The sequence below is a fragment of the Humidesulfovibrio idahonensis genome (genome assembly GCF_054657715.1).
Window position 1 is genome coordinate 1,104,396 of the sequence record NZ_BAAHYE010000002.1, and the last position, 22,286, is coordinate 1,126,681.

A 22,286-nucleotide genomic window follows, 5' to 3' on the forward strand; every position below is an offset into this window, starting at 1 on the left:
GTTGCCATGAGCTTTAAATGGCCGTTGATGGAAGACAATGTCACCCGGCAGGACCTTGATGGTCTTATCGCGTTTTTGCAGGGCATGCCGCGGCTCACCCAGTCGGAGAACGTGCGCGCCCTGGAGCGCGAGTGGTCGGCATGGCTTGGCGTGAAGCACAGCGTGTTCGTGAACTCCGGCGCCTCGGCCAACCTCATCACCATGGGCGCGCTGAAACATCTTTATGGCGGCGGCGAGGTCATCGTGCCGACGCTCACCTGGGTTTCAGACATCGCCTCGGTGTTGCAGAACGGCTTTACGCCCGTTTTTGTGGACATAAACCCGCGCACCCTGTGCATGGACGAAGACCAGGTCATCGCCAAGCTTTCCGACAAGACCCGCGCGGTGTTTTTGACCTACGTGCAGGGCTTCAACGGCCTGTCCGACCGCCTGCTCGAGGAGCTTGCGCGCCGCAACATCCAGCTCATCGAGGACGTGTGCGAGTCGCACGGGGCCACCTTCAAGGGCCGGCGTCTGGGGTCCTTTGGTCTCGCATCCAACTTCTCCTTTTATTTCGCCCACCACATGAGCACCGTCGAGGGCGGCATGGTCTGCACCAACGACGATGCCTTCTACGACGCCATCCGCATGTTCCGCTCCCACGGCATGGTCCGCGAGGCCGAGAGCCCGGACACCAAGGCGCGCTATGCTGCGGAAAATCCGGAACTTTCGCAGGACTTCATCTTCGCCTTCCCGGCCTTCAACGTGCGCAGTACCGAGATCAACGCCGTGCTGGGCCGCAGCCAGCTGAAGCGCCTGGACGACTGCAACCAGCGCCGCCGCGAAAACTTCGAGCTGTTCTTGAAGTTGATTGATTCCTCCAAATATCGCACGGACTTCGACCTGGAAGGAAGCTGCAACTATGCCTTCAACCTGGTGTTGAATAAGCCCGACGAGGCCCTGCGCGAGCGCCTGGAAAAGCAGATGCGCGAGAACGGCATCGAGTTCCGGCGCGGCAGCGCGGGCGGCGGCAACCAGCTGCGCCAGCCCTATCTCAAAGGCATTGTGCCCGACGGCGAATACAAGAAGTACCCGCAGGTGGAGCACATCCATTTCTTCGGCTATTACATCGGCAACTATCCGAGCCTGAGCGCGGAGCGCATCGTGGAACTTTGCGCCGTGCTGAACGCGGTGGAAGGGTAGGGGGCCATGTCCCGCACGCCCGACGTCCTGTTCATCAAGCCCGGCAGCCAGAAGCAGATCTACGGCTCCCTGTCGGACCATGACCTGACGGCAATCGAGCCGCCGCTGTGGGCCGGCATTCTGGGCGGCTACCTGCGCGGCCTTGGCTACGGCGTGGAGATTCTGGACGCCGAGACCGACGGCCTGTCCTGGGATCAGGTGGCGCAGGAGGCTGTGGACCGGGGCGCGCTTTTGACCGTGGTCATGGCTTCCGGGCACAATCCTTCCGCCTCGACCATGAACATGACCGGCGTCGGGGCCATCACCCGCAAGATCAAGGAACTCGCGCCGGGAATGGCCGTGTGCCTCACCGGTCTGCACGTGAGCGCCCTGCCGGAGCGCACCCTGCGCGAGGAAGCCGCCGACTTCGCCATTCAGGGCGAGGGCCTGCGCACCCTGCCGCCGCTCATCGACGCGCTCAAGGCCGGCGCGCGGAGCCCGGCCGGCATTCCGGGCCTGTGGCGGCGCGAGGGCGGGCACATTGTGCCCGGCGCCATGCCCGAGATGTGGGCCGACCTGGACACCCTGCCCATGCCTGCCTGGGACCTGCTGCCCATGGAGCGCTACCGCGCGCACAACTGGCATTGCTTCGACGATGTTTCGCGCCGGCAGCCCTATGCCACGCTCTACACCAGCCTGGGCTGCCCGTACCAGTGCTCGTTCTGCTGCATCAACGCCCTGTTCGGCGAGCACCGCCTGCGCACCCGCGGGGTGGACGCGGTCATGGCCGAGATCGACTTTCTCGTCACCAACTATGGCGTGCGCAACATCAAGATCATGGACGAGCTGTTCGCCGTGAACGAGAAGCGTGTGCTGGAGCTGTGCGGACGCATTGCCGAGCGCGGCTATGACCTGAACTTTTGGGCCTACGCCCGGGTGAACACGGTTTCGGAGCGCATGCTCGCGGCCATGAAGCAGGCCGGCGTCAACTGGATCGCCTACGGCTTCGAGTCCGGCAGCAAGCGCGTCATCGAGGACGTGACCAAGGGCTACAAGCTCGACCAGGTCATGCGCGTGGTGGAGATGACCTATGCGCAGGATCAACACATCTGCGCCAATTTCATCTTCGGCCTGCCCGAGGACGACTACGACTCCATGCAGGAGACCAACGCCCTCATGCAGGAGATCAACGCCGAATGGGCGAACATCTATTCGGCCATGGCCTACCCCGGCTCCAAGCTGTACGAAGACGCCGTCACGGCTGGCGCGCCGCTGCCGGCCACATGGAACGGCTACTCGCAGTACAGCCGCGACTGCCTGCCCCTGCCCACCAAGTACCTCACGGGCGGCCAGGTGCTGGCCTTCCGCGACTACTCCTTCGACGCCTACTACAAGAACCCGCGCTATTTGAGTATGATCCGCCGCAAGTTCGACGAAGAGACCATGCGCCACATCCAGACCATGGCCGAGAAGAGTCTGGTGCGCGAGCATCTGGAACTGTAGCAGAGTGAGCAACCGTGCGTCCTGACGAGCAGAATTCACCGCGAGCGGCAAAAAGCGGGCTGCGCAGATTCATTGGCCCCAAGCGCCTGTGTCTGCTCTTGATCTATGCGCTTGTTGCGGCGGTGCTCTGGTATTATTGGAAAATCGGCGCGCTGACGCCGGAGGTCGTTCTCCGCTACGTTGCGCAGAACAATGTCGCAGCCCCTGTGCTGTTTATTGCCGCCTATGCGCTCGTGGTCTTCTTCATGATCCCGAGCCTGCCCCTGAACCTTGGGGCTGGGCTGCTTTGGGGCGCTTTTTGGGGCAGCGTCTACACGCTCATCGGCTGCACCGTCGGCTCGGTTGTGGCGTTCTTGTTCGCTCGCACGGCCCTTGGCCAGCCTCTGGCCAGGAAGTTCGACAACAACATCCTGCAATGGCTCGCCACCCAGGTTTCGCAAAACGGCTGGAAGGTCGTGGCCTTCATCCGCATCAATCCGGTTTTTCCCAGCGGACCGGTGAACTACCTCCTGGGGCTGACCTCGCTTTCCTTCAGGCACTACTTCTGGGCTACCCTGATTTTTCCGTATCCGCTTTGCCTGGCCTTCGCCTACGTGGGCGAGGCCGCGGGCGGCATCATCCTCGGGGGCGAGGCCCAGCGGCTCACGCAGCTCATCGTCGCCGTCTCGCTCACTGTCTGCATCGCCATTGCCGGGTACACCGCTTTCAAGCATTACTTCAAACGGCCCATCTAACCTCCCGACGACGGATTGGAACATGAAAACGACGCTTCTTGTGATGACGCTCAATGAGATCGAAGGCATGAAAGCGATCATGCCGAAGATCAAACGCGAATGGGTCGATCAGATCATCGTTGTGGACGGCGGGTCCAAGGACGGCACCATCGAATGGTCACGCGAGCAGGGTTATGAAGTGTATGTCCAGAAGCAGCGCGGCTTCCGCCACGCCTACTGCGAAGTCATGCCTCTGGTGAAGGGGGACGTGCTTCTGACCTTCAGCCCGGACGGCAATTCCGTGCCGGAGCTCATTCCCGATCTTGTCGAGAAGATGCGCGAGGGGTACGACATGGTCATCGCGTCGCGCTACCTGGGCGAGGCCAAGAGCGACGACGACGATCCTATCACGGCCTTCGGCAACTGGCTCTTCACCAAGACCATCAACATCCTGCATGGCGGCCACTACACCGACGCCATGGTCATCTACCGCGCCTACAAGAAGCAGATGGTCCACGACCTTGAGCTGATGGACGAGGGCGCCTACAGAACGCCGGAGCGCCTGTTCTTTACCAAGATCAGCTGGGAGCCGCTGCTCTCCGTGCGCGCGGCCAAGCGCAAGCTGAAGATCACCGAGATTCCCGGCGACGAACCCGCGCGCATCGGCGGCGAGCGCAAGCTGCAGATCATCCGCTGGGGTTGCGCGTACTTTTTCCAGTTCTTCCGCGAAAAGCTGTGGTGGAGCTAAGTCGCCGCCGGGCTCCAACGGGTTTCATCTTCACGCTTTGAGCCAAGCAGGTTTGCCTGAATGACACGCCTTTCTCCCACAGACACACGCAGCGCGCTGCCGAGCGCCTTTCTGCTGTTCTTGGGGGTGGGCGTCATCGTCCATTTGGATCAGTTTCTCGGCCCCTCTGGCTTTGTCGACTTTAACGACACCATCGAAGTCCACTTCAGCCATTTTCAGAACATGGCCTAGCTGTTTCTCCAATATGGAGTGTTCAGCTGGTATCCCTTCCATGGCGTCGGCGTTTCGGCCTTTGTGGGCCGGCACCCGCCGTATCACCCCGCTGTGCTGCTTGCTGCCGCGCTTACAAGGACGGCGGCAAGGTCGTCCGCAACGAAGGGCACCCCCTCATGAACATCGAGGACCTTGCTGCCCGTGCCCTGGCACCTGGTGAACGTGGAGAACAACATCCACCGCGACATGTACGTGAAGCACCGCTCCCGCGTGCTCGACGTGAGCTCCACGCCGCTGCGGCTGCTGTTCAAGTCCATCTCCCGGCCCACCAGCGCCTTCTTCCGCTACCGGCTGCAGCACAAGCTCTACCGGAACGCCCCGGAACTGGCCTTGATGCGCTGCCTGCGCCGCAAGCTCTTTTATGAGAGCGAAAGCACCATGTCTTAAACGACCTTGCCCATGGCGCATTCCGCCATGACAAAGAAAAGCGCCGCCTGCGATTCATTTCGCAGGCGGCGCTTCGATTTATGCCGCGGGGGATTGGACGTTTTGTTTAGCAGGGCTTCAGGCCGCCGCAACCGCACTTCTTGGGCGCCAGCTCCGGGTGTTCCGCCACGCAGGCCAGAAGATCCTCATAGATCTGCTGCGTTGTCGCCACGGGAACGTTTTCGGCCACGTAGAGGATCGGGGAGTCGTCCACAAAAAGGGGCCACCAGGATTTTCCTTCCAGGTGTTGCCAGGCGCCGCGCCGGCCATGGGCGAAAACACCGTGCTTCGACTGGATGGTCACCTGGAACGTCTCGTAGCCCATGATGTCGTCCAGCAGGGCCGCCGGAGTGCTGCCGTGCAGGGCGCTGGCCTGCACCGAGAAGAAGAAGACATCGCCCATCTCGATGTCCTCGAACCAGCGTTCGCCGGTCTCGGCATCCCTCGAGTCCTCTTTGAGCATTGTCCGGAAGTCTTCAGCCATGGGGATCTCCTGCGTGTCTCTGTGCGTGACTAGAACGGATAAACGGGCTCGCCGCTTTCCTTGGTCGAAGGCTTGCCGGCCTTTGCCTCAAGAGCGTTCAAGCGATTGCGGGCCGCTTCCTGGGCCTCTTTGGTGTCCGCGGTGGCGATGACCGACCGGAGAAGCTTCTTGGCCGTCTCGAAATTGCCCTTGATCTCGTAGATCATGGCCGAGCGGTACATGGCCACCGTTGGCCACATGGGTTCCTGCGGGTATTGATACGCGAGGCGCAGATAATAATCCAGCGCAGCGTCGTAGTTGCGCTGAGAATGTTCGCCCTCGCCCAGCCAGAACAGGATTTCCGCCTGCATGTTGCGCGGCAGCTTGTCATGCTGCTCCCAGAGGATCAGCAGTTGCTTGCGGCCATTGTCGAGATCGTTCTTCAGCTGGAAGAAGGTCGCCATGTCCAGGCGGGTCTTGGGGTCCATGTCGACGCCAAGCTCCGCAATTTCCTGATAGGTTGCAAGGGCTTCCGCGTCCTTGCCGCTTTCGCGCTCCATCTTGCCCTTGAGGCCGAGGCGAATGGCCGCCCGCCTTTTGTCAGTCGACAATGCGGCCATGCGCTCAAGATAGGTGCCGGCCTGTTGAAAAGCCCGGTTCTCCACAGCCTTCTGCGTCAGGTAGACCAGGCAGTCATACCCGTACATGGTATCCGGAAAAAGGAAGGCCGAGCGGCGCGCCAGTTCAGAACCCGGGCCGGCCACCCAACGCGCCTGCCAGTCCGAAAGGACGAGCAGCCGGTCCAAAGGCCAGGTCTTGTTCACATTGCTGGAACGGCCGACTTCAACGCGGGTCCAGAAGGGGGCTTCGCCCGCAAGAGGCGCGCCAGTGCCGCCAGCGGCCAAAAGGGCGGCCAGGGCAGGGGAGAGCTTGCCCGCGGCGCCGATTTCCTGCGGCAGCAGGGACTGCAGCTCTTCGCGGAAGGCCAAACCGCCCGCGACCCGGAGGCTGATGGGCAGCTTGCGCTTATCCAGGCCGTCCCAAATTTCCTTGGCGGCGTCGGTGTTGCCTTCCTCAAGGGTGAGGATGAACTTGAGGGAGCGCAGCAGCCGGGACATTTCATCGGAAATGAGCAGGGACTGCATCTCCTTGTCCACGGCCTCCTGGGCCTCGGTCTTGGAGAGTTGCGACAGATTCGCCTTGAACTTCGTCCAAGAGGCTGTAGAGCTTCCGAGCAGCCATTCCGAGCGGTTCGCGGAATATGCCGCAAGCAGATTGGCGTTCCAGAATCCCGCCGCCTTGGCATAGCCCGCCGCGCCGATGCTCTTGGCATCCGGCGTTTTGCCGGTGTTCAAAAAGCCCAGCAGGGCGCCCCAGAAATCGCGCAGGGCGGGCTCGCCGACCTTGGCCAGAATGGACTTCGCCTGGGCGTAGTCCTCAATGCTCGCGGCCGCCACGGCCTGGGCGATGCGCAGGCGGTCGGCGTCGCTGACCTTGAGCGCGCCGTCCTTGGCGGCCTTGTCCGCTGCCGGCGGCGTGGTTTCGCCAGTGGCCAGGGAAAGGGCTTCCTTGGATTTTATCCAGAAGTTCTCCTTTCCCCAGGCGGTTTCGGCTTGGTTTTGCAGGGTGCGCAGGGTCAATTCCAGGGCCTCGCGGGAGGCGGAAGGATTGCCCACAAAGGCCCAGTACTGGCGGCGCCACACATCGATCCACAGGGCGTCGAGTCCGGCCTCGGCCGAGAGCTTGGCCTTCATCTGCTTGGCGTCCATGAGCTTGGCCGCCTGGCTGTACCAGACCACGGCCTTGTAAGGATCGCCCAGGGCGCGGTGGGCGTTGCCGCCAAGCCACAGCCGGTGGATCTCCATGCCGGGATCGTCATAGGGCTTCAAGCCCTCGACAACCGCGAGGGCCTGCGCGGGCACGCCTTGAAGCAAGTGCGCCTCGGCGCGCTTCAGTGCCGTGGCGCTGGTGGTGTCGGAAATTTCATCAATGGGTTGGGCGACGCGGTCATAGGCGCCGTATTTTTTGAGCCATTGCTCATAGGCGGAATCTGTCGGCGCGGGCTGAACGGTTTTGGTGTCGGCTGCGGGTTTGGCGGCTTTCTTGGCTGCGGCGTGCGCGCCGGCGGGAAGCATGAGCAGTGAGGTCATGATCAGGCCGTTCAGCGCGGCATTACGGAAATCCTTGTTCATCTGCAATCGCCTCAGTGGCTGTTGCGCCCTGTTGAAAGGCAGAGCGGTCGGGGGTTGATCAAGGGCGAAGAGTTCCTGCCACAGTTCTCTTTCAAAGGGAAGGAGAGAGCCCTGCTCCGGATATGAAAGTTAACATAATTTACATTATGAGACAACATGGTGTATGTGGAACGACCAAGCAAACGTGCACGGGCTTTCTATTTGCTGGCCCAGTCGGCTTGGAACTTGGCGAGGCCGATGTCGGTAAGCGGGTGCTTCACCAGGTCGAACAGCACGGACAACGGAATGGTCGCCGCGTCGGCGCCCAACAGCCCGGCCTGAAAGAAATGGCTGGTGTGGCGTATGCTCGCCGCCAGCACCTGGGTCGACAGGTCGTAATTGCGGAAGATGGTCATGATGTCTTGGATGACCTGCATGCCGTCCTGGCCGATGTCGTCGAGCCGGCCGACAAATGGACTGACGAACGACGCGCCGGCCTTGGCCGCCAGCAGCGCCTGATTGGGCGAGAACACGAGGGTCGCGTTGGTTTCCACGCCGCGTTCGTGCAGCACGTTGATGGTCTTGAGGCCTTCGAGGGTCACGGGCACCTTGACGACGATGTTGGAGGCGATCTTCACCAGCTCACGCGCCTCGGCCAGCATGGCCGTGGACTCCGTGGCCAGCACCTCAACGCTCACCGGGCCGTCAATCTCCTTGCAGATCTGGCGGACGATCTTCTTCCAATCGCCCTTTTCCTTGGCCAAAAGGCTGGGATTGGTCGTCACGCCCTCAATGGCGCCCAAGGCTTTGGCTTGCTTGATTTGATCGATATTGGCGCTGTCGAGGAAAATCTTCATGTGCTCCTCCGCCAGAAAGGTACGGCCGGGCTTGCGGCCCGGCCATTGGTGTGTCTTGTGATTTATGCCTTGGGCGCGCCGTTCTGTTCCTCAAGCCGCTTCAGGTACTTTTCGCGGCAATCATAGGAGCAGAAATTCAGCACCGTGTCGCCCTGGCGCACGCGGATGTCGCTGTTCTTGGAGACATACGCCCCGCACACCGGGTCTTTGACCATCTCGCCGGAGGCCACAAGGTTCTCCTTGTTCTCTTTCTCCTTGGTCTCTTTGAAGCGTTTGTCGCCCGCAAAGAGCTTCCAGACCACAAAGGCGCAAATGGCCAGAATCAGAAGTTTGGTCACGCTCATCTTGGCACGTCCTGTTTGGGCTTAGGCCGCCCTATTTCTGACCAATGGCGCGGCCGTCCAGGCTGTACGAAAGCCCGGCAAGCACCTGGTCGATGGTTCTGCCGTCCTTGAACACGAGGTCCGGGGCGATGTCGCGCAGGGGGATGAGCACAAAGGCGCGCTCAAGCATGCGCGGATGCGGCAGTTGCAGGTACTCGCCGTCCATCTCCACATCGCCGAACATCAAGAGGTCCAGATCGATGACCCGTGGGCCGCCCACAACCTCGCCGCGGATGCGGCCCATCTGGGCCTCCACCGCCTGCAGCGTGGACAAGAGCCCTTCCGGCGCCCAAATGTCGGAGCCGGCCTTGAGCCGCACCACACAGTTGGAGAACCAGGGCTGATCCTTCACGGCGCCCTGGGGTTCGGTTGTATAAATGGGAGACTGGGCGTCGAACACGAGGTCGTTGCCGTAGTGCTCCAGGCGCTGGAGCGCGCCCTCGATATTGGCCTCGCCATCGCCCTGGTTGGAGCCCAGGGAGATGTAGCAGTCTAGAGTTGGGAAATCCGTAACACCGCCTCCTTCAGCCGATCCGTGTTCACCGTGAGCGAGATGCGGAAATAGCCCTCGCCCGGGGTCCCGAAGCCGTTGCCGGGGGTGGTGACCACGCCCGTCTGCATAAGCAGTTTGGTGACAAAATCCTGGGAGGTGAAGCCGGCCGGCACCTTGGACCAGATGTAGAAGCTGGCGTCGGGCACGCGGCAGGAGATGCCAGCCTTCTTGAGCGCGGTGACGACGACGTCGCGGCGTTCCTTATAAATGGCGCGCAGTTCGGCGCTGAAGGCGTCGCCCTGATTGAGGGCCACGACACCGGCCTCCTGCACGGCCTGGAAGATGCCGGAGTCCATCTGCTCCTTGACCTTGGCCAAGCCGCGCACCAGGGACGGATTGCCCACGGCCATGCCGATGCGCCAGCCGGTCATGTTGTAGGTCTTGGACAGGGAATGGAACTCGATGGCGACGTCTTTGCCGCCGGGAATCTCCATGATGGACAGGGGTTTCTTGGCCTCGTCGAAATACATCTCGGTGTAGGCGGCGTCATGCACGACGATGACGTTGAACTCCTTGGCCTTCTCGATGAGCTTCTCGTAGAAGGAGCGCGGAGCCGTGGCGGCCGTGGGGTTGTTCGGGTAATTGATGTAGATGAGCTTGGCGCGCTTCCAGGTGTCGTTGTCGATGGCGTCGAGATCGGGCAGGAAGTTGTTTTCGTCGGTCAGCGGCAGGTACATGGGAATGCCGCCCACGAACTCGGTGGTGACGCCGTACACGGGGTAGTTCGGCGTGGCGATGAGCGCCAGATCGCCAGGATTCACAAAGGCCAGCGGGAAGTGCGCAATGCCTTCCTTGGAGCCGATGAGCCCCACAATCTCGGTATTCGGGTCGAGGCTGACGTCAAAGCGGCGCTTGTACCAGTCCGCAACGGCCTGGCGGAAGCTCAAAAGCCCCACATAGGACGGGTACTGATGGTTGGCCGGCTTTTTCGCCGCTTCGCACAAGGCGTCGATGATGAAGCCCGGAGTGGGCAGATCGGGATCGCCGATGCCCAGGCTGATGATGTCCATGCCCTTGGCGCGGACTTCTTCCTTGGCTTTGTCGATGGCCGCGAACAAATACGGGGGCAGGTTCGCCAAACGCTGGGCAAGCTGAAATTCGGACATGATCGGCTCCTTATGGTGCAATTGGAAACGCTTGTGTAATGCCCCGTCCCCTTGCTGTCAATCGAGCCGCCGTTGCTGGGCCGACGCTCCACCGGGCCCGGGCCTTGCCGGATTGCAAGAAAAAGTTTAGATGTGCCGGGTATTGCCAGAAAATCAGAGCCCGGTTGCGCGATCATTTCGTCTCTTTCGCGTCATCATTTTCTGGCTCACCCTCGACCTCCGGTGATAATCTGATGAACAGCACGGCTCCCGGCAGCGCCCCCGTCCTTTCGCACCCCATCGCGGACAGGTATCTTGAACACCTGACCGTGGAACGCGGGCTCTCGGAAAACACCCTGGGCGCCTACGGAGCGGACATCGCCGCCCTGCTCTCCTTTCTGGATGGCCTGGACGTGCGCCTGGACGCCTGCTCGTCACGTCATTTGTTCCTCTATTTGACACACTTGCGGGCTAAAAAGCTGGCCGCGACCAGCCTGGCGCGCAACCTTTCCACCGTGCGCGGGCTGTTCGCCTTCGCCGTGCAGTCCAAGCTGCTGGACGAAGACCCGGCAGCCCTTCTCGAAAGCCCAAAACTCCCGGCGCAGTTGCCGGAGTTCCTCACCCGCGCGGAAATGGACTGTCTGCTCGACCAGCCGGACCCGAGCACGAACCTGGGCTTCCGCGACCGGGTGATGCTGGAGCTTTTATACGCCGCGGGCTTGCGCATCTCAGAGCTCATCGGACTGGTGCTGGGCGACTTTGACCCGCAGACCGGCATTTTGCGCGTGTTCGGCAAACGGGCCAAGGAGCGCCTGGTGCCCATCCACTATGAGGCGCAGCGGCTGCTGTGCGACTACCTGGACTTCAAGCGCGCCGCCTTCGGCCCCTTGAGCCAGCACATTTTCCTCAACCGTTCCGGCAAGGGCCTCACCCGGCAGGGCGTGTGGAAGCTCATCAAGCGCTATGCCGAGGCCGCGGGGATACGCCGCAGCATCTCGCCGCACACCTTCCGGCACACCTTTGCCACGCATCTTTTGGAGGGCGGCGCGGACCTGCGCACCGTGCAGCTGCTTCTCGGCCACTCGGCCATCAACGCCACGGAGATCTACACGCACATCCAGTCCGGCAGGCTCATGCGCATCCACGAGGAATTTCACCCACGGTCCACGGCCTTCGCCACCACCAAGCCGCGCCGCGCGGGAGACAAACAATGACCGCCGCCCCTGTCCGCCCACGTCCCAAAACCGTCATAACCGCCCACGCCAACGCCGACTTCGACGCCCTTGCGGCCATGATCGCGGCCAACCGCCTGTATCCGGACGCTGCGCTCATCTTTCCTGGCAGCCAGGAAAAGAACCTGCGCAACTATTTCATCCAAAGCACCACCTATCTGTTCAATTTCAAGTCCTTCAAGGACATCGACCCCGAGGACGTGGAACTGCTCGTCGTTGTGGACACGCGGCAAAAGTCCCGCATCAGCCATGTGCAGCCCTTGCTCGACAAGCCCGGCATCCGCATCCATGTGTTCGACCACCACCCGGACACGGAAGAAGACGTGACCGCCGAGTATTCCCGCGTGGTCAACTGGGGCTCCACCACCACGATCATCATCCACGAGCTCATGAAGGGCGGGATTGTGCCCAACATTGAAGAAGCCACGGTGCTTGGCCTGGGCATCTTCGAGGACACGGGCTCCTTCACCTTCACCTCCACCACGCCGGAGGACTTCACCGCCGCGGCCTGGCTGCGCCAGCACGGCATGGACCTCGGCGTCATTTCCGATCTTCTCGCCCGCGACCTCTCGTCCGAGCAGATCCGCGTGCTCTCCGAACTCATCGAGTCCTCCAAGACCCATGACTTTCATGGCATTCCGGTGGTCATCGCCGAGGTGAGCACGGAAGAGTTCATCAGCGATTTCGCGTATCTTGTGCACAAATTCATCGACATGGAGAACATCCGCGTCATGTTCGCCCTGGGCCGCATGGGCGACCGCATCCACATCGTGGCGCGCTCCCGCGTGGGCGATGTCAACGTGGGCTTCATCTGCTCGTTCTTCGGCGGTGGCGGCCACGGCTACGCGGCCTCGGCCACGGTGAAGGACAAGACCCTGAGCGAGGTGCGCGATGAACTCCTCGCCCTGCTCTACTCCCACATCAACCCGCAGATAACGGCGGCCACGGTCATGTCCAAGCCGCCCATGGTCATCGAGTCCTCGCGCAGCATGGCCGACGCGGCCGAGCTCATGACCCGCTTCGGGCTCAAGGCCGTCGCCGTGGTAGCGCCAGGCGGCATGCGCTGCGTGGGGGTGCTGGACTACCACACCGCGGACAAGGCCGTGGGGCACGGGCTGCAGCAGGTGCCCATCGTCGAATACATGCTCATGGACTTTGTCACGGTGCCTGCCAGCGCCGATCTGCACACGGTCATGGAAGTCGTCATCGGCAAGCGGCAGCGTTTTTTGCCGGTGCTGGAGGGCGAGAACATCGTCGGCGTCATCACCAGAACCGACATCGTCAACCTGCTTGTGGAGGAATCCGCGCGCATCCCCGAGGCCATGCTGCCGGACCACAAGCCTGGCAGGAACATCCGGGCCGTCATGCGCCAGCGTCTGCCCGGGTCCATCCTGGCCTTGCTGGAGCAGGCGGGATACCTGGCCCAGGAACTGGGTTACAAGATCTACGCGGCCGGCGGGTTTGTGCGCGATATTCTGCTGGCCCGGCCCAACCTGGACATCGACCTTGTTGTGGAAGGCGACGGCATCCGTTTCGCCAGGGAGCTGGCCAAGGCCCGGCAAGGCCGGGTCAAGGAGCACCAGAAGTTCAAGACCGCTGTTGTGGTCTTTCCGGACGGCCAGCGCATCGACGTGGCCACGGCCCGGCTTGAATATTACGAATACCCCACGGCCCTGCCCACGGTTGAGCTTTCCTCAATCAAAATGGACCTGTACCGCCGCGACTTCACGGTCAACGCCCTGGCCCTCAACCTTTCGCCTGGGCATTTCGGGCAGCTCATGGACTTTTTCGGCGCCCAGCGCGACATCAAGGAAAAAGTCATCCGCGTCCTGCATTCCTTGAGCTTTGTCGAAGATCCCACGCGCATCCTGCGCGCTGTGCGCTTTGAACAACGCTTCAATTTCCGCATCGACGGCCAGACGCTCAAGCTCATCAAGAACGCCGTGCAGCTCAACCTGTTCTCCAAGCTTTCGGGGATCCGGCTTTCGCACGAACTGCAGCTCATCCTGAACGAGGACAACGTGCTGGAGAGCCTGAACCGCATGCAGGAACTGAAGCTTCTTGCCGCCATCCATCCGCAGCTGAACCAGGACGCCGACCGCCTGCGTGTTTTGATGGAGCTGCACAAGGTCCATAACTGGTACGCCCTGCTCTACCTGGAGCCGCCGGCGAGCACCTGGCGGCTGTACATGCTGGGCCTGACCATGGGAGCGGAGCGCGATCAGCTCGAGGACATCTGCCGCAGGCTTTCCTTCACCGAACGCGAGCTGCGCGACTTCCTCACCCTGCGCGACCATCTGGGCGAGGCGCTGGCCAAGCTCATGAACTGGCAGGACGGGCAGTCCTCCCTGAGCGACATCTACTTCATCCTCGACGAACTGCCGTTGGAGGGCGTGCTCTTCCTCATGGCGCGCAGCCGCCGCGAAGTCATGCGCAAGAACATTTCGCAGTATTTGACGCGCCTGCGCAGCCTGGAGCTGCTTATCGACGGTTCGGACCTGAAGAATCTTGGGCTGACCGATGGCCCGAGCTTTGCCCGGATTCTGCGGCGGGTGCGCGCCTCCGCCGTGGACGGCGGGGCCACGACCCGCGAAAAGCAGCTGGAGCTTGCCAAGACCCTCATGGAAACGCTACGCACGGAAAGGGCGTTGGGGCCGCACCGGCCGCGGGGACGAAATTCTCGCCATAAGGACACATGATTTTCCGCTGGGGGAAGCATGACGAAGACGGAGACCAAGAAAGACGCGGGACTCAAGGTCGTCAAAGTCGCTCAGGAAAACCACGACACAACGTCCATCTACTTTACCGGCCCGGATATTGAGCGCTTCAAGAAACGCGAGGCCGGACAGTTTGCCGCCATACGCGTGCTCAAGGACGGCCAGTGGACCGAGGCGCATCCCTTCACCCTTTCCAGCGCGCCAGAGGCGGACACCTTGCAGATGACCATCAAGAAGTCCGGCGCGTTCACCAGCTCCATACCGGAGCTTGAACCCGGCACGCCCATTGAGTGCGCAGGCCCCTTTGGACAGTTCTGCCACGGCATCGAGGCCAACCCGGAAATCGTGATGATCGCCGGCGGGGTCGGCATCACGCCATTTTTGAGCGTGCTGCGCCACTTCAAGGATGTGGGCGCGGGCAACAACATCGTGCTCTTTTGGGCCAACAAGACCTTTGCCGACGCTTTTGCCGCTGCGGAGTTGGAAGACTACACAAAGAGCATGCGCCTGCATGTGGTGCATGTGCTGAGCCGGGTCGAGCCACAGGACCGCAAGCCGGCGCCGACGTTCGCCGACGCACGGCCTGGCCGCGTGAGCCACGAGTACGGGCGGCTCAGCCAAGAGCTTCTCAAGCGGCACATGACCACCGCCGCCGCCGCGTTTTACCTTTGCGGGCCGCCGCCCATGCAGCAGACCGTTCTGGACGAGCTTGCCAAATGCGGCGTGCCGCCCGAGTCCGTGCACAAGGAAGCCTTTGTCTTCAAAGCAGCGCCCAGAACAGCCGGTGCCCAAAGCTGACGAGCGCTACGGCATACATTTCATCCCTCCGGTCGGAGGCGCACGCGATGCTCGGCGTTAGGGCGCGCGGAACGCAATCGACAGTGTGAATCCGTGGCCGAGAATGCGTCCGCGGGAGGTTTGTTTGTGCCCCCTTGGCACCTCAAGGCCGCACATTCTGTTCTGTCTAACGCATTGTCTTTTCGGAGGATTCATGGTCTTGCGCGGTTCAACGCTTCTCACCGTTCCGGCTTCGGCACTGTTGATCGCGGCAAACGCCGCTCCGGCTTTCGCCTCCGGCCTGGCCCTTGATGGCGCAGCCCTGCCAGTCTGGTGGGCGCTGCCGTTCGTCTGCATGCTGCTGTCCATCGCCATTTTGCCCCTTGCCTTGCCTGAGCTCTGGTCCGGCCATTTCGGCAAGATCGCAGCCCTTTGGGCTTTGGCGTTTCTTGTCCCCTGCGCGATCTCCGCTGGACCGCTCACCGCTCTTGCCGTGCTTTCGCATACGATCGTGCTGGAGTACGTGCCCTTTCTCGTCCTGCTCTTCGCCTTGTTCACCATCTCCGGCGGGGTGCGCATAACAGGCAGCCTGAGCGGCGCGCCGCTTTCCAATGTGGCGCTCTTGGCCGTTGGCACCTTCCTCTCCAGCATCATGGGCACCACCGGCGCATCCATGCTGCTCATCCGTCCGCTTTTAAGGGCCACGGCGCACCGCCGCTACAAGGTGCACACCATTGTGTTCTTTATTTTTCTTGTGGCGAACATCGGCGGATCGCTCACGCCTCTCGGCGATCCTCCCTTGTTTCTCGGCTTCCTCAAAGGCGTCCATTTCTTTTGGACCACCAGCCATATGTTCGCGGAGATGCTCTTCGCCTCGGGCGTGTTGCTGACCATCTACTTCATTCTGGATGCCCAGCTGTTCATCAAGGAGGGCCGCCCCGCAGCCCCTGCCAACACCACTGGCCGCAAGGCTGCCCTGGGTATTGAAGGCGGCGTGAACCTCCTGCTGCTTCTCGGGGTTGTCGGCGCTGTGCTCATGAGCGGCGTGTGGGATTCCGGCATCGTGTTCCATGTCGCTCAGTTGGAGATCGCGCTGCAGGACGTGTTGCGCGATGTGCTGCTGCTGGCCCTGGCAGGGCTTTCCCTGCTGCTCACGTCCAAGGAGACGCGGAAGCAGAACGACTTCTCCTGGGAGCCCATCGAAGAGGTCGGCAAGCTGTTCCTGGGCATCTTCGTCACCATGATTCCGGCAATCGCCATGCTCAAGGCCGGTTCCGAGGGAGCGTTCCACGACATCATCGCCCTGGTGACCCGCGATGGTCAGCCCGTGAACCACATGTACTTCTGGCTATCGGGCATTCTCTCCAGCTTCCTGGACAACGCACCGACATACCTGGTGTTCTTCAACACAGCCGGTGGCGACGCCACGCATCTGATGCTTGAAGCGCCGCTCACGCTCGCGGCCATCTCCTGCGGCTCCGTGTTCATGGGCGCCAATTCCTACATCGGCAACGCGCCAAACTTCATGATCCGGTCGATCGCAGAATCGCAGGGTGTGAAGATGCCAAGCTTTTTCGGTTACATGGCCTGGTCTGTCGGCATACTGATCCCGCTCTTTTTCATCATGACCTTCATCTTTTTCATGGCGGGTTGAGCCGCACGCCTTGCCAGAGCAAATGCGTGGCGCATGCCGATCACCAGCGGGCCTTTGTTCAAGCGCCCATGAAGAGCACGTTGAAGTTTGATGACGCCCTTCCGCTGCCGGCGTTTCGGAGTGCATGGCTGAAGCCAAGCCGCCATGACGCTGAGCATAGGGCGCACCGGCGACGATCATCATCGGTCGGTGATGCGCTGGATAGCTGTAATGCGCAGGGATAATAATGGTATTTTCGCCGATAAGCTGATGCGCGAGGACGAGGTGTGATCTTGTGCTCATGTCGTGGTTGAAGGTTCAAAGTCTTGCCCTTGGGGCCCGCGCGGGGTAAAGAGGACTGGCGGCGGCTTTTCGGCGCATATTCAACGTGCAAGGTGAGAGACGAAATGAACGTGTTGTGGGCTCCCTGGCGAATGGAATACATTCTTGGCCCCAAACCGGCCGAGTGCGTTTTTTGCGTGCCGAAGAACACGGACGAGGATGAGGAGCGCTTCATCCTCCACCGCGGCACCCACTGCTATGTGATCATGAACCGCTACCCGTACAACAATGGCCACCTGATGGTGACCCCCTACCGGCACGTGAATTGCCTCACCGCCCTGGCGCCGGAGGAAGCCCACGAGTGCATGGACCTGCTGCAGGCGTGCGTGAAGATTCTGGGCGACGCGTTCAAGCCGCACGGCATCAACGCCGGGCTCAACCTGGGCGAGGCCGCCGGTTCGGGCATTGCCGCGCACATCCATTTTCAGATTGTTCCGCGCTGGAACGGCGACAGTTCGTACATGGCCGTGTTCAGCGAAACCAGGGTCATTCCCGAGCACCTGCGCTCCACCTACGCGACCCTCAAGCCACATTTCGACGCCCTGGGCTGATGCCCGGCAACGCCGTCAAGGAGTATTCCCCATGCGCTACCTCAAATCCCTGGCCATCATCCTGGTGTTCGTGGTTTCCATGCTGTTCTTCGTGCAGAACAACCAGCCCCTGGCCACCTCGGTCGTGCTGGAGTTCAACGTCGTGGCGGCGCACCTGTATTCCGTGCCGCTGCCGCTCTATATCCTCGTGCTTGGCGGATTCCTGCTCGGCGCGCTGTTCACGTTGGCTTTTGTCCTGGTGGACCGCATCCGCCTTGGCCTGGAGCTGAAGACCCTGCGCACCCGCTACGCCGCGCTGGAGGATGAGACGCTGTCCCTGCGCACCATCCCGCTCAATCAGCCCGAAAATCAGCAAAGCAGTGCAGTCACCACCCCGTCCGGTCCCGCCTCCGGTTCCGGCCTCAGCATCTAGGAGCCCACAGCTTGCCCTGGAACGCGCTCTTCAAACTCGGCCGCAAGCGCCACACGCATTCCGAACAGGATGCCACGCGCGGACCAGAGCCTCTGACACACCAGGACACCCGTGCGGCCATCGAGGAACTCTCGCAAGCCGTCCGCAACAACCCGGAATCGGTCGAGATTTATTTGGCCCTGGGCAATCTGTACCGCTCCCAGGGCGAGATTGAACGCGCCATCCATATCCGCCACAGCCTGACGGACCGGCCTGGCCTTGCCCCGGAGCTGCGCGCCCGGAGCTTTTTCGAACTTGGCCGCGACTTCCGGCGCGGCGGCATGCTGGACAAGTCCCGCGAGGCCTTTTCCCAGGCAGCCGGGCTCATGGGCGACACGGAAGAGGTTCAGCTGGAGCTGGCGCGCCTCGCGGCGGACAGCGGCGAGTTCGAACTCGCTGCGGAGCACTATGGCCGCGTGGACCGCGCCATGGCCCAGGCGCACTATCTGGCCCGGCAGGCGAGCGAGCATTTTCACCGCAACGATCCTGTGCAGGGCGAACGCCTGGTGCAGCAGGCCCTGAAGATTTTTCCGGCTTCCCCGGAGGCCTGGCTTGCCAGCATTGTGCAAAGCGCCCTCACGGCCGACACGCCGGCCCTTGCCAAGACCCTGGCAGCCGCGTGCGGCAACATACCGTCGGAACAGCGTTTTCTGCTTCTCGAAGGATTGCTTGAAGTGCTTTCCTCCGCGCGCGTCGAAGGCGGCACGCCGGGGCAGCCCCTAAGCCCGGCCACCATCACGGAGCTTGTACGCGCCTGCGTCGCCGTGCTGGCGGACCTGCCGCCGGACGCCCTTGTCTGCTACTACTGCGCCAAGCTTTGCCTGTTCGAGGCCGACCGCGACAACGCCCGGCATTGGCTGGAAAAGTCCCTCGTGCTCAACGCGGACTTCTGGCTGGCGCGGCTTGAGCTCGTGAGCCTTGTGCTGGTGCACCAGGAGCTGACGCCCTTTCTGCGCGACCAGTTGGCCTATTTCGTCGGCCACGCCCGCAAGAGCAAGCGCTTTGTCTGCCGCACCTGCGGGTTCCGCTGGGACAAGACGTTCTTCATCTGCCCGCGCTGCCGCTCCTGGCACAGCATCCTGTTCCGCCAGGAATTCTCGTAAGGCGCAAGGATGCTCATGGATCCAGCCAGCAAGCTTACCCCCATGTTCGAGCAGTACATGCAGGTCAAGACGGAGCACCCGGATGCCCTGCTCTTCTTCCGCATGGGCGACTTTTTCGAGCTCTTCTTCGAGGATGCGCAGGTGGCCGCAAGGGAGTTGCAGATAACCCTCACCACCCGCAACCCCAACTCCGAGTCCAAAATCCCCATGTGCGGCGTGCCGCACCACTCCGTGAACGGCTATCTGGCCCAGCTGCTGGAGAAGGGATACAAGATCGCGGTCTGCGACCAGATTGAAGATCCGCGCCAGGCCAAGGGGCTGGTCAAGCGCGCAGTGACGCGCGTGCTAACCCCCGGGACCGTTGTTGAAGACCTCTCGCTGACCGCAAAGTCCCACAACTATCTTTGCGCGCTCTACTGGGACGCGGACAAGGGCGCGGGCGGGCTGGGCTGGGTGGACATCTCCACGGCCGAATGGAGCGGACTCTACTCCAAGCGCGAGCCGGAACTCTGGCAATGGGCCATGAAGCTGTCCCCGCGCGAAATCATTTTGCCGCAGGGCAAAAAGGTGCCGCCAAGTTGCGGCGACCTTTCGGGCCAGGTGAGCCAGATGGCATCGCCCAGCTCCTTCGACCTGGCCACGGCCACGGCCGCGGTTTTGGCCGCGCAGGGCGCGCCGGAACTGGGCACCCTGGACCTGGCCGACAAGCCGGAGCTTGTGCGCTCGCTCGGCGCGCTCCTGGCCTATCTGCGCATGACCCAGCGCACGGACTTGCCGCCATTGGGCGAGTTCCGGCCCTTGGATCTTTCCCGGCACCTGATCCTCGACGAAGTCACCGAACGCAACCTGGAGATATTCCGCCGCCTGGATGGCAAGGCCGGTCCCGGCACCCTCTGGCATGTGCTGGACAAGACGGCCACCCCCATGGGCGGGCGGCTTCTGGAGTCGCGCCTGCGCCAGCCTTGGCGCGAGCTTGGGCCCATCACGCGGACCCAGGACATGGTGGCGTTGTTTTTCGAGCGCGATTCCCTGCGCCAGGATCTGCGCCGGCATCTCTCGGACGTGCAGGACCTGGAACGCCTTTCGACCCGCATAGCCTTGGGTCGCGCCACCCCGCGCGACTTTGTGGCCGTGCGCGAAAGCCTCGGGCGCTTGCCCGCCCTGCGCGCCCAATTGACGGCCGTGGCCGACGAGACCGGGGCCGAGGCCCCGGCGGAGCTGCGCAGCCTTCTCAAGAGCTGGGATGATCTTTCCGACATTTCGGACCTGCTTGGCCGGGCCTTTGTGGACTCCCCGCCGCTGGTCATCACCGACGGCGGCCTGTTTTTGCCGGGCTTCGACTCCGCGCTGGACGAGCTCATCAGCCTCACCGAGCACGGCGAGGCGCGCATTCAGGAAATGCTGGAGCGCGAGCGCGACTCCTGCGGCATCCAGAAGCTCAAGCTCGGCTTCAACAAGGTCTTCGGCTATTATCTCGAAGTCTCGCACGCCTACCAGGGCCAAGTGCCGGAGCACTTCATCCGAAAGCAGACCCTGGTCAACGGCGAGCGATACATCACCCAGGAGTTGAAGGAACTCGAGGAGCGTCTGCAAGGCGCCGCCGAAGAGCGCAAGTCGCTTGAATACAAGCTGTTCAACGAATTGCGCGAGACCGTGGCCCAGGTGCGCACCCGGCTCATGTTCATGGCCGCCGGCTTGGCCGCTCTGGACTACTGGCAGGGCCTGGCCGAGGCCGCCCGCGTGAACGAATGGAGCCGCCCGGAACTCCACGAGGGCATCGAGATCGAGGTGACCCAGGGACGCCATCCCGTGGTCGAGGCGGCCACTGGCTCGGCCGGATACATCCCCAACGATTTGCGCATTGACGAATCCCGGCGCATCCTGCTCATCACAGGTCCGAACATGGCGGGCAAGTCCACCGTGCTGCGCCAGGCCGCGCTCATGAGCATCCTGGCCCAGCTGGGTTCTTTCGTTCCTGCCCGCACGGCCCGCCTGGGCCTTGTGGACCGCGTGTTCTCCCGCGTGGGCGCCTCCGACAACCTCGCCCGCGGCCAGAGCACCTTCATGGTCGAGATGATGGAGACCGCGCGCATTTTGCGCCAGGCCACCTCGCGCAGCCTTGTCATTTTGGACGAGATCGGCCGGGGCACCAGCACCTTCGACGGCTTGGCTCTGGCCTGGGCCGTTGTGGAGGAGCTTTCCCGGCGCGGGCGCGGCGGCATCCGCACGCTGTTCGCCACGCACTACCACGAGCTGACGTCCCTTGAGGGCCGCATTCCCGGTCTGCGCAACATGAATATCGCCGTGCGCGAGTGGAAGGGCGACATCGTCTTCTTGCGCAAGCTCATTCCCGGCCCGGCCGACAAGAGCTACGGCATCGAGGTGGCGCGGCTCGCGGGCGTACCCCAGCCCGTGGTGCAGCGCGCCCGCGAAATCCTTGCATCCCTCGAGGAAAAATCGCAGAGTGAGCGCGGCGGCTCCCAGGCGCAAAGCGCCCGGCAGTCCATGCTGCCCGGCGTTGCCGCCCCACCGGAGCCCAAGGCGCCGGAGCCGGAAAGTCCGGTGCTGGTGGAGCTCAAGCGGCTTGATGTGAACGGCCTGTCTCCTCTGGCCGCGCTGACCCTGTTGCATGAATGGAAAAAAAGCGTGAGCGCCTCATGAGCATGCGTCATCAAAATTTGCTGAATGCGCTGGCCGCGGTGATCGTGGCCGCCCTGCTCGTGGGGCTGGTCGCCTGCGGCAAGCGCGAATGGCCCTCGCCCAAACTGAGCGAAGACCGCTACCGCATCCGCTCCGTGAACGTGACCCGCGCCCAGAACTGCGTCATCGTCGACATGGAGCTGGCTGGCGCGTGGCAGAATCTGGAAAGCATCCGCCTGCTCATGGAGCCCATAGGCACCGGACCGGGCGACGGCTGCGCCACCTGCCCCTTTGCGCCGCGCATTTCCCGGCTGTATGGTCCGTCCGCGCCGGAAGTGCGCCGCGACATGAACCGGCTGGTCATTACCGCCTGCGACCTGGACCCGAAAAAGACGTACCGTCTGCAGGTGGTGGCCAACAATGTCTACCCGACCCTGGAACTTGTCATGTCCGAGCTGAAGATCGCAGCGCCGCAATAACCATCCCTAGTGAGAGGAGTACCGT

Annotated in this window: 22 protein-coding genes; 16 read left to right on the plus strand and 6 right to left on the minus strand. The window is 62.4% G+C overall.

Features of this window, described 5'->3' with window-relative positions:
• Positions 1–6 precede the first annotated feature (6 nt).
• From ACYQ4W_RS05405 to ACYQ4W_RS05430, 6 genes are all read left to right on the plus strand, one after another.
• The gene (locus ACYQ4W_RS05405; protein ID WP_459853737.1) at positions 7–1,182 is read left to right on the plus strand and encodes a DegT/DnrJ/EryC1/StrS family aminotransferase; all 1,176 of its coding nucleotides are present in this window, start codon (positions 7–9) and stop codon (positions 1,180–1,182) included.
• 6 nt (positions 1,183–1,188) lie between these two features.
• On the plus strand, positions 1,189–2,664 hold the full coding sequence (locus ACYQ4W_RS05410; protein ID WP_459853739.1) for a B12-binding domain-containing radical SAM protein: 1,476 nt from the start codon (positions 1,189–1,191) through the stop codon (positions 2,662–2,664).
• A 98-nt stretch (positions 2,665–2,762) separates the two neighbouring features.
• Positions 2,763–3,398 carry a TVP38/TMEM64 family protein gene (locus tag ACYQ4W_RS05415; protein WP_459853742.1) on the plus strand — a complete coding sequence of 212 codons (636 nt, stop codon included), beginning with the start codon at positions 2,763–2,765 and terminating at the stop codon, positions 3,396–3,398.
• A 22-nt stretch (positions 3,399–3,420) separates the two neighbouring features.
• Entirely contained in the window at positions 3,421–4,125 is a 705-nt protein-coding gene (locus ACYQ4W_RS05420; RefSeq protein ID WP_459853744.1) for a glycosyltransferase family 2 protein, read from the plus strand.
• Positions 4,126–4,185: 60 nt separating this feature from the next.
• The gene (locus ACYQ4W_RS05425) at positions 4,186–4,356 is read left to right on the plus strand and encodes a hypothetical protein (protein WP_459853746.1); all 171 of its coding nucleotides are present in this window, start codon (positions 4,186–4,188) and stop codon (positions 4,354–4,356) included.
• Positions 4,357–4,539: 183 nt separating this feature from the next.
• The gene (locus tag ACYQ4W_RS05430; RefSeq protein ID WP_459853749.1) at positions 4,540–4,785 is read left to right on the plus strand and encodes a hypothetical protein; all 246 of its coding nucleotides are present in this window, start codon (positions 4,540–4,542) and stop codon (positions 4,783–4,785) included.
• Positions 4,786–4,891: 106 nt separating this feature from the next.
• On the opposite strand, the gene ACYQ4W_RS05435 is transcribed toward ACYQ4W_RS05430, so the two are convergent.
• The 6 genes from ACYQ4W_RS05435 to ACYQ4W_RS05460 form a co-directional block, all read right to left on the minus strand.
• Positions 4,892–5,308 (minus strand): hypothetical protein, encoded by a 417-nt coding sequence (locus ACYQ4W_RS05435; protein WP_459853751.1) that lies wholly within the window; start codon positions 5,306–5,308, stop codon positions 4,892–4,894.
• A gap of 29 nt (positions 5,309–5,337) precedes the next feature.
• Positions 5,338–7,479, minus strand: a complete 2,142-nt coding sequence (locus ACYQ4W_RS05440) for a tetratricopeptide repeat protein (protein ID WP_459853754.1) — start codon at positions 7,477–7,479, stop codon at positions 5,338–5,340.
• Between the two features lie 197 nt (positions 7,480–7,676).
• Positions 7,677–8,315 carry a fructose-6-phosphate aldolase gene (gene fsa / locus ACYQ4W_RS05445; protein ID WP_459853756.1) on the minus strand — a complete coding sequence of 213 codons (639 nt, stop codon included), beginning with the start codon at positions 8,313–8,315 and terminating at the stop codon, positions 7,677–7,679.
• Positions 8,316–8,377: 62 nt separating this feature from the next.
• Complete coding sequence (locus ACYQ4W_RS05450) at positions 8,378–8,659, minus strand: transcriptional regulator (RefSeq protein WP_459853758.1); 282 nt, start codon at positions 8,657–8,659, stop codon at positions 8,378–8,380.
• A gap of 31 nt (positions 8,660–8,690) precedes the next feature.
• Complete coding sequence (gene folK / locus ACYQ4W_RS05455) at positions 8,691–9,182, minus strand: 2-amino-4-hydroxy-6-hydroxymethyldihydropteridine diphosphokinase (protein ID WP_459854465.1); 492 nt, start codon at positions 9,180–9,182, stop codon at positions 8,691–8,693.
• Positions 9,183–9,190: 8 nt separating this feature from the next.
• Positions 9,191–10,357 (minus strand): LL-diaminopimelate aminotransferase, encoded by a 1,167-nt coding sequence (locus ACYQ4W_RS05460; protein WP_459853760.1) that lies wholly within the window; start codon positions 10,355–10,357, stop codon positions 9,191–9,193.
• Between the two features lie 233 nt (positions 10,358–10,590).
• Here ACYQ4W_RS05460 and xerD point away from each other — a divergent pair, with 233 nt between their 5' ends.
• The 10 genes from xerD to ACYQ4W_RS05510 all read left to right on the plus strand — a co-directional run bounded on the left by xerD (position 10,591) and on the right by ACYQ4W_RS05510 (position 22,261).
• Positions 10,591–11,550 (plus strand): site-specific tyrosine recombinase XerD, encoded by a 960-nt coding sequence (gene xerD, locus ACYQ4W_RS05465; protein ID WP_459853762.1) that lies wholly within the window; start codon positions 10,591–10,593, stop codon positions 11,548–11,550.
• The gene (locus tag ACYQ4W_RS05470; protein WP_459853765.1) at positions 11,547–14,267 is read left to right on the plus strand and encodes a CBS domain-containing protein; all 2,721 of its coding nucleotides are present in this window, start codon (positions 11,547–11,549) and stop codon (positions 14,265–14,267) included. The genes xerD and ACYQ4W_RS05470 overlap by 4 nt, the downstream gene beginning before the upstream one ends.
• A gap of 18 nt (positions 14,268–14,285) precedes the next feature.
• On the plus strand, positions 14,286–15,083 hold the full coding sequence (locus ACYQ4W_RS05475) for a ferric reductase-like transmembrane domain-containing protein (RefSeq protein ID WP_459853767.1): 798 nt from the start codon (positions 14,286–14,288) through the stop codon (positions 15,081–15,083).
• 193 nt (positions 15,084–15,276) lie between these two features.
• A complete protein-coding gene (locus ACYQ4W_RS05480) occupies positions 15,277–16,716 on the plus strand; it encodes a sodium:proton antiporter (protein WP_459853769.1) in 1,440 nt (479 codons plus the stop codon).
• A 144-nt stretch (positions 16,717–16,860) separates the two neighbouring features.
• Complete coding sequence (locus tag ACYQ4W_RS05485; protein ID WP_459853771.1) at positions 16,861–16,986, plus strand: hypothetical protein; 126 nt, start codon at positions 16,861–16,863, stop codon at positions 16,984–16,986.
• A 116-nt stretch (positions 16,987–17,102) separates the two neighbouring features.
• Entirely contained in the window at positions 17,103–17,588 is a 486-nt protein-coding gene (locus ACYQ4W_RS05490; RefSeq protein ID WP_459853773.1) for an HIT family protein, read from the plus strand.
• A 31-nt stretch (positions 17,589–17,619) separates the two neighbouring features.
• On the plus strand, positions 17,620–18,000 hold the full coding sequence (locus tag ACYQ4W_RS05495; protein ID WP_459853775.1) for a LapA family protein: 381 nt from the start codon (positions 17,620–17,622) through the stop codon (positions 17,998–18,000).
• 11 nt (positions 18,001–18,011) lie between these two features.
• Positions 18,012–19,142, plus strand: a complete 1,131-nt coding sequence (locus ACYQ4W_RS05500; RefSeq protein WP_459853777.1) for a tetratricopeptide repeat protein — start codon at positions 18,012–18,014, stop codon at positions 19,140–19,142.
• A 9-nt stretch (positions 19,143–19,151) separates the two neighbouring features.
• Positions 19,152–21,803 carry a DNA mismatch repair protein MutS gene (mutS, locus tag ACYQ4W_RS05505; protein WP_459853779.1) on the plus strand — a complete coding sequence of 884 codons (2,652 nt, stop codon included), beginning with the start codon at positions 19,152–19,154 and terminating at the stop codon, positions 21,801–21,803.
• Positions 21,800–22,261 (plus strand): hypothetical protein, encoded by a 462-nt coding sequence (locus ACYQ4W_RS05510; RefSeq protein ID WP_459853781.1) that lies wholly within the window; start codon positions 21,800–21,802, stop codon positions 22,259–22,261. Before mutS ends, ACYQ4W_RS05510 begins: the two co-directional genes overlap by 4 nt.
• Positions 22,262–22,286 lie beyond the last annotated feature (25 nt).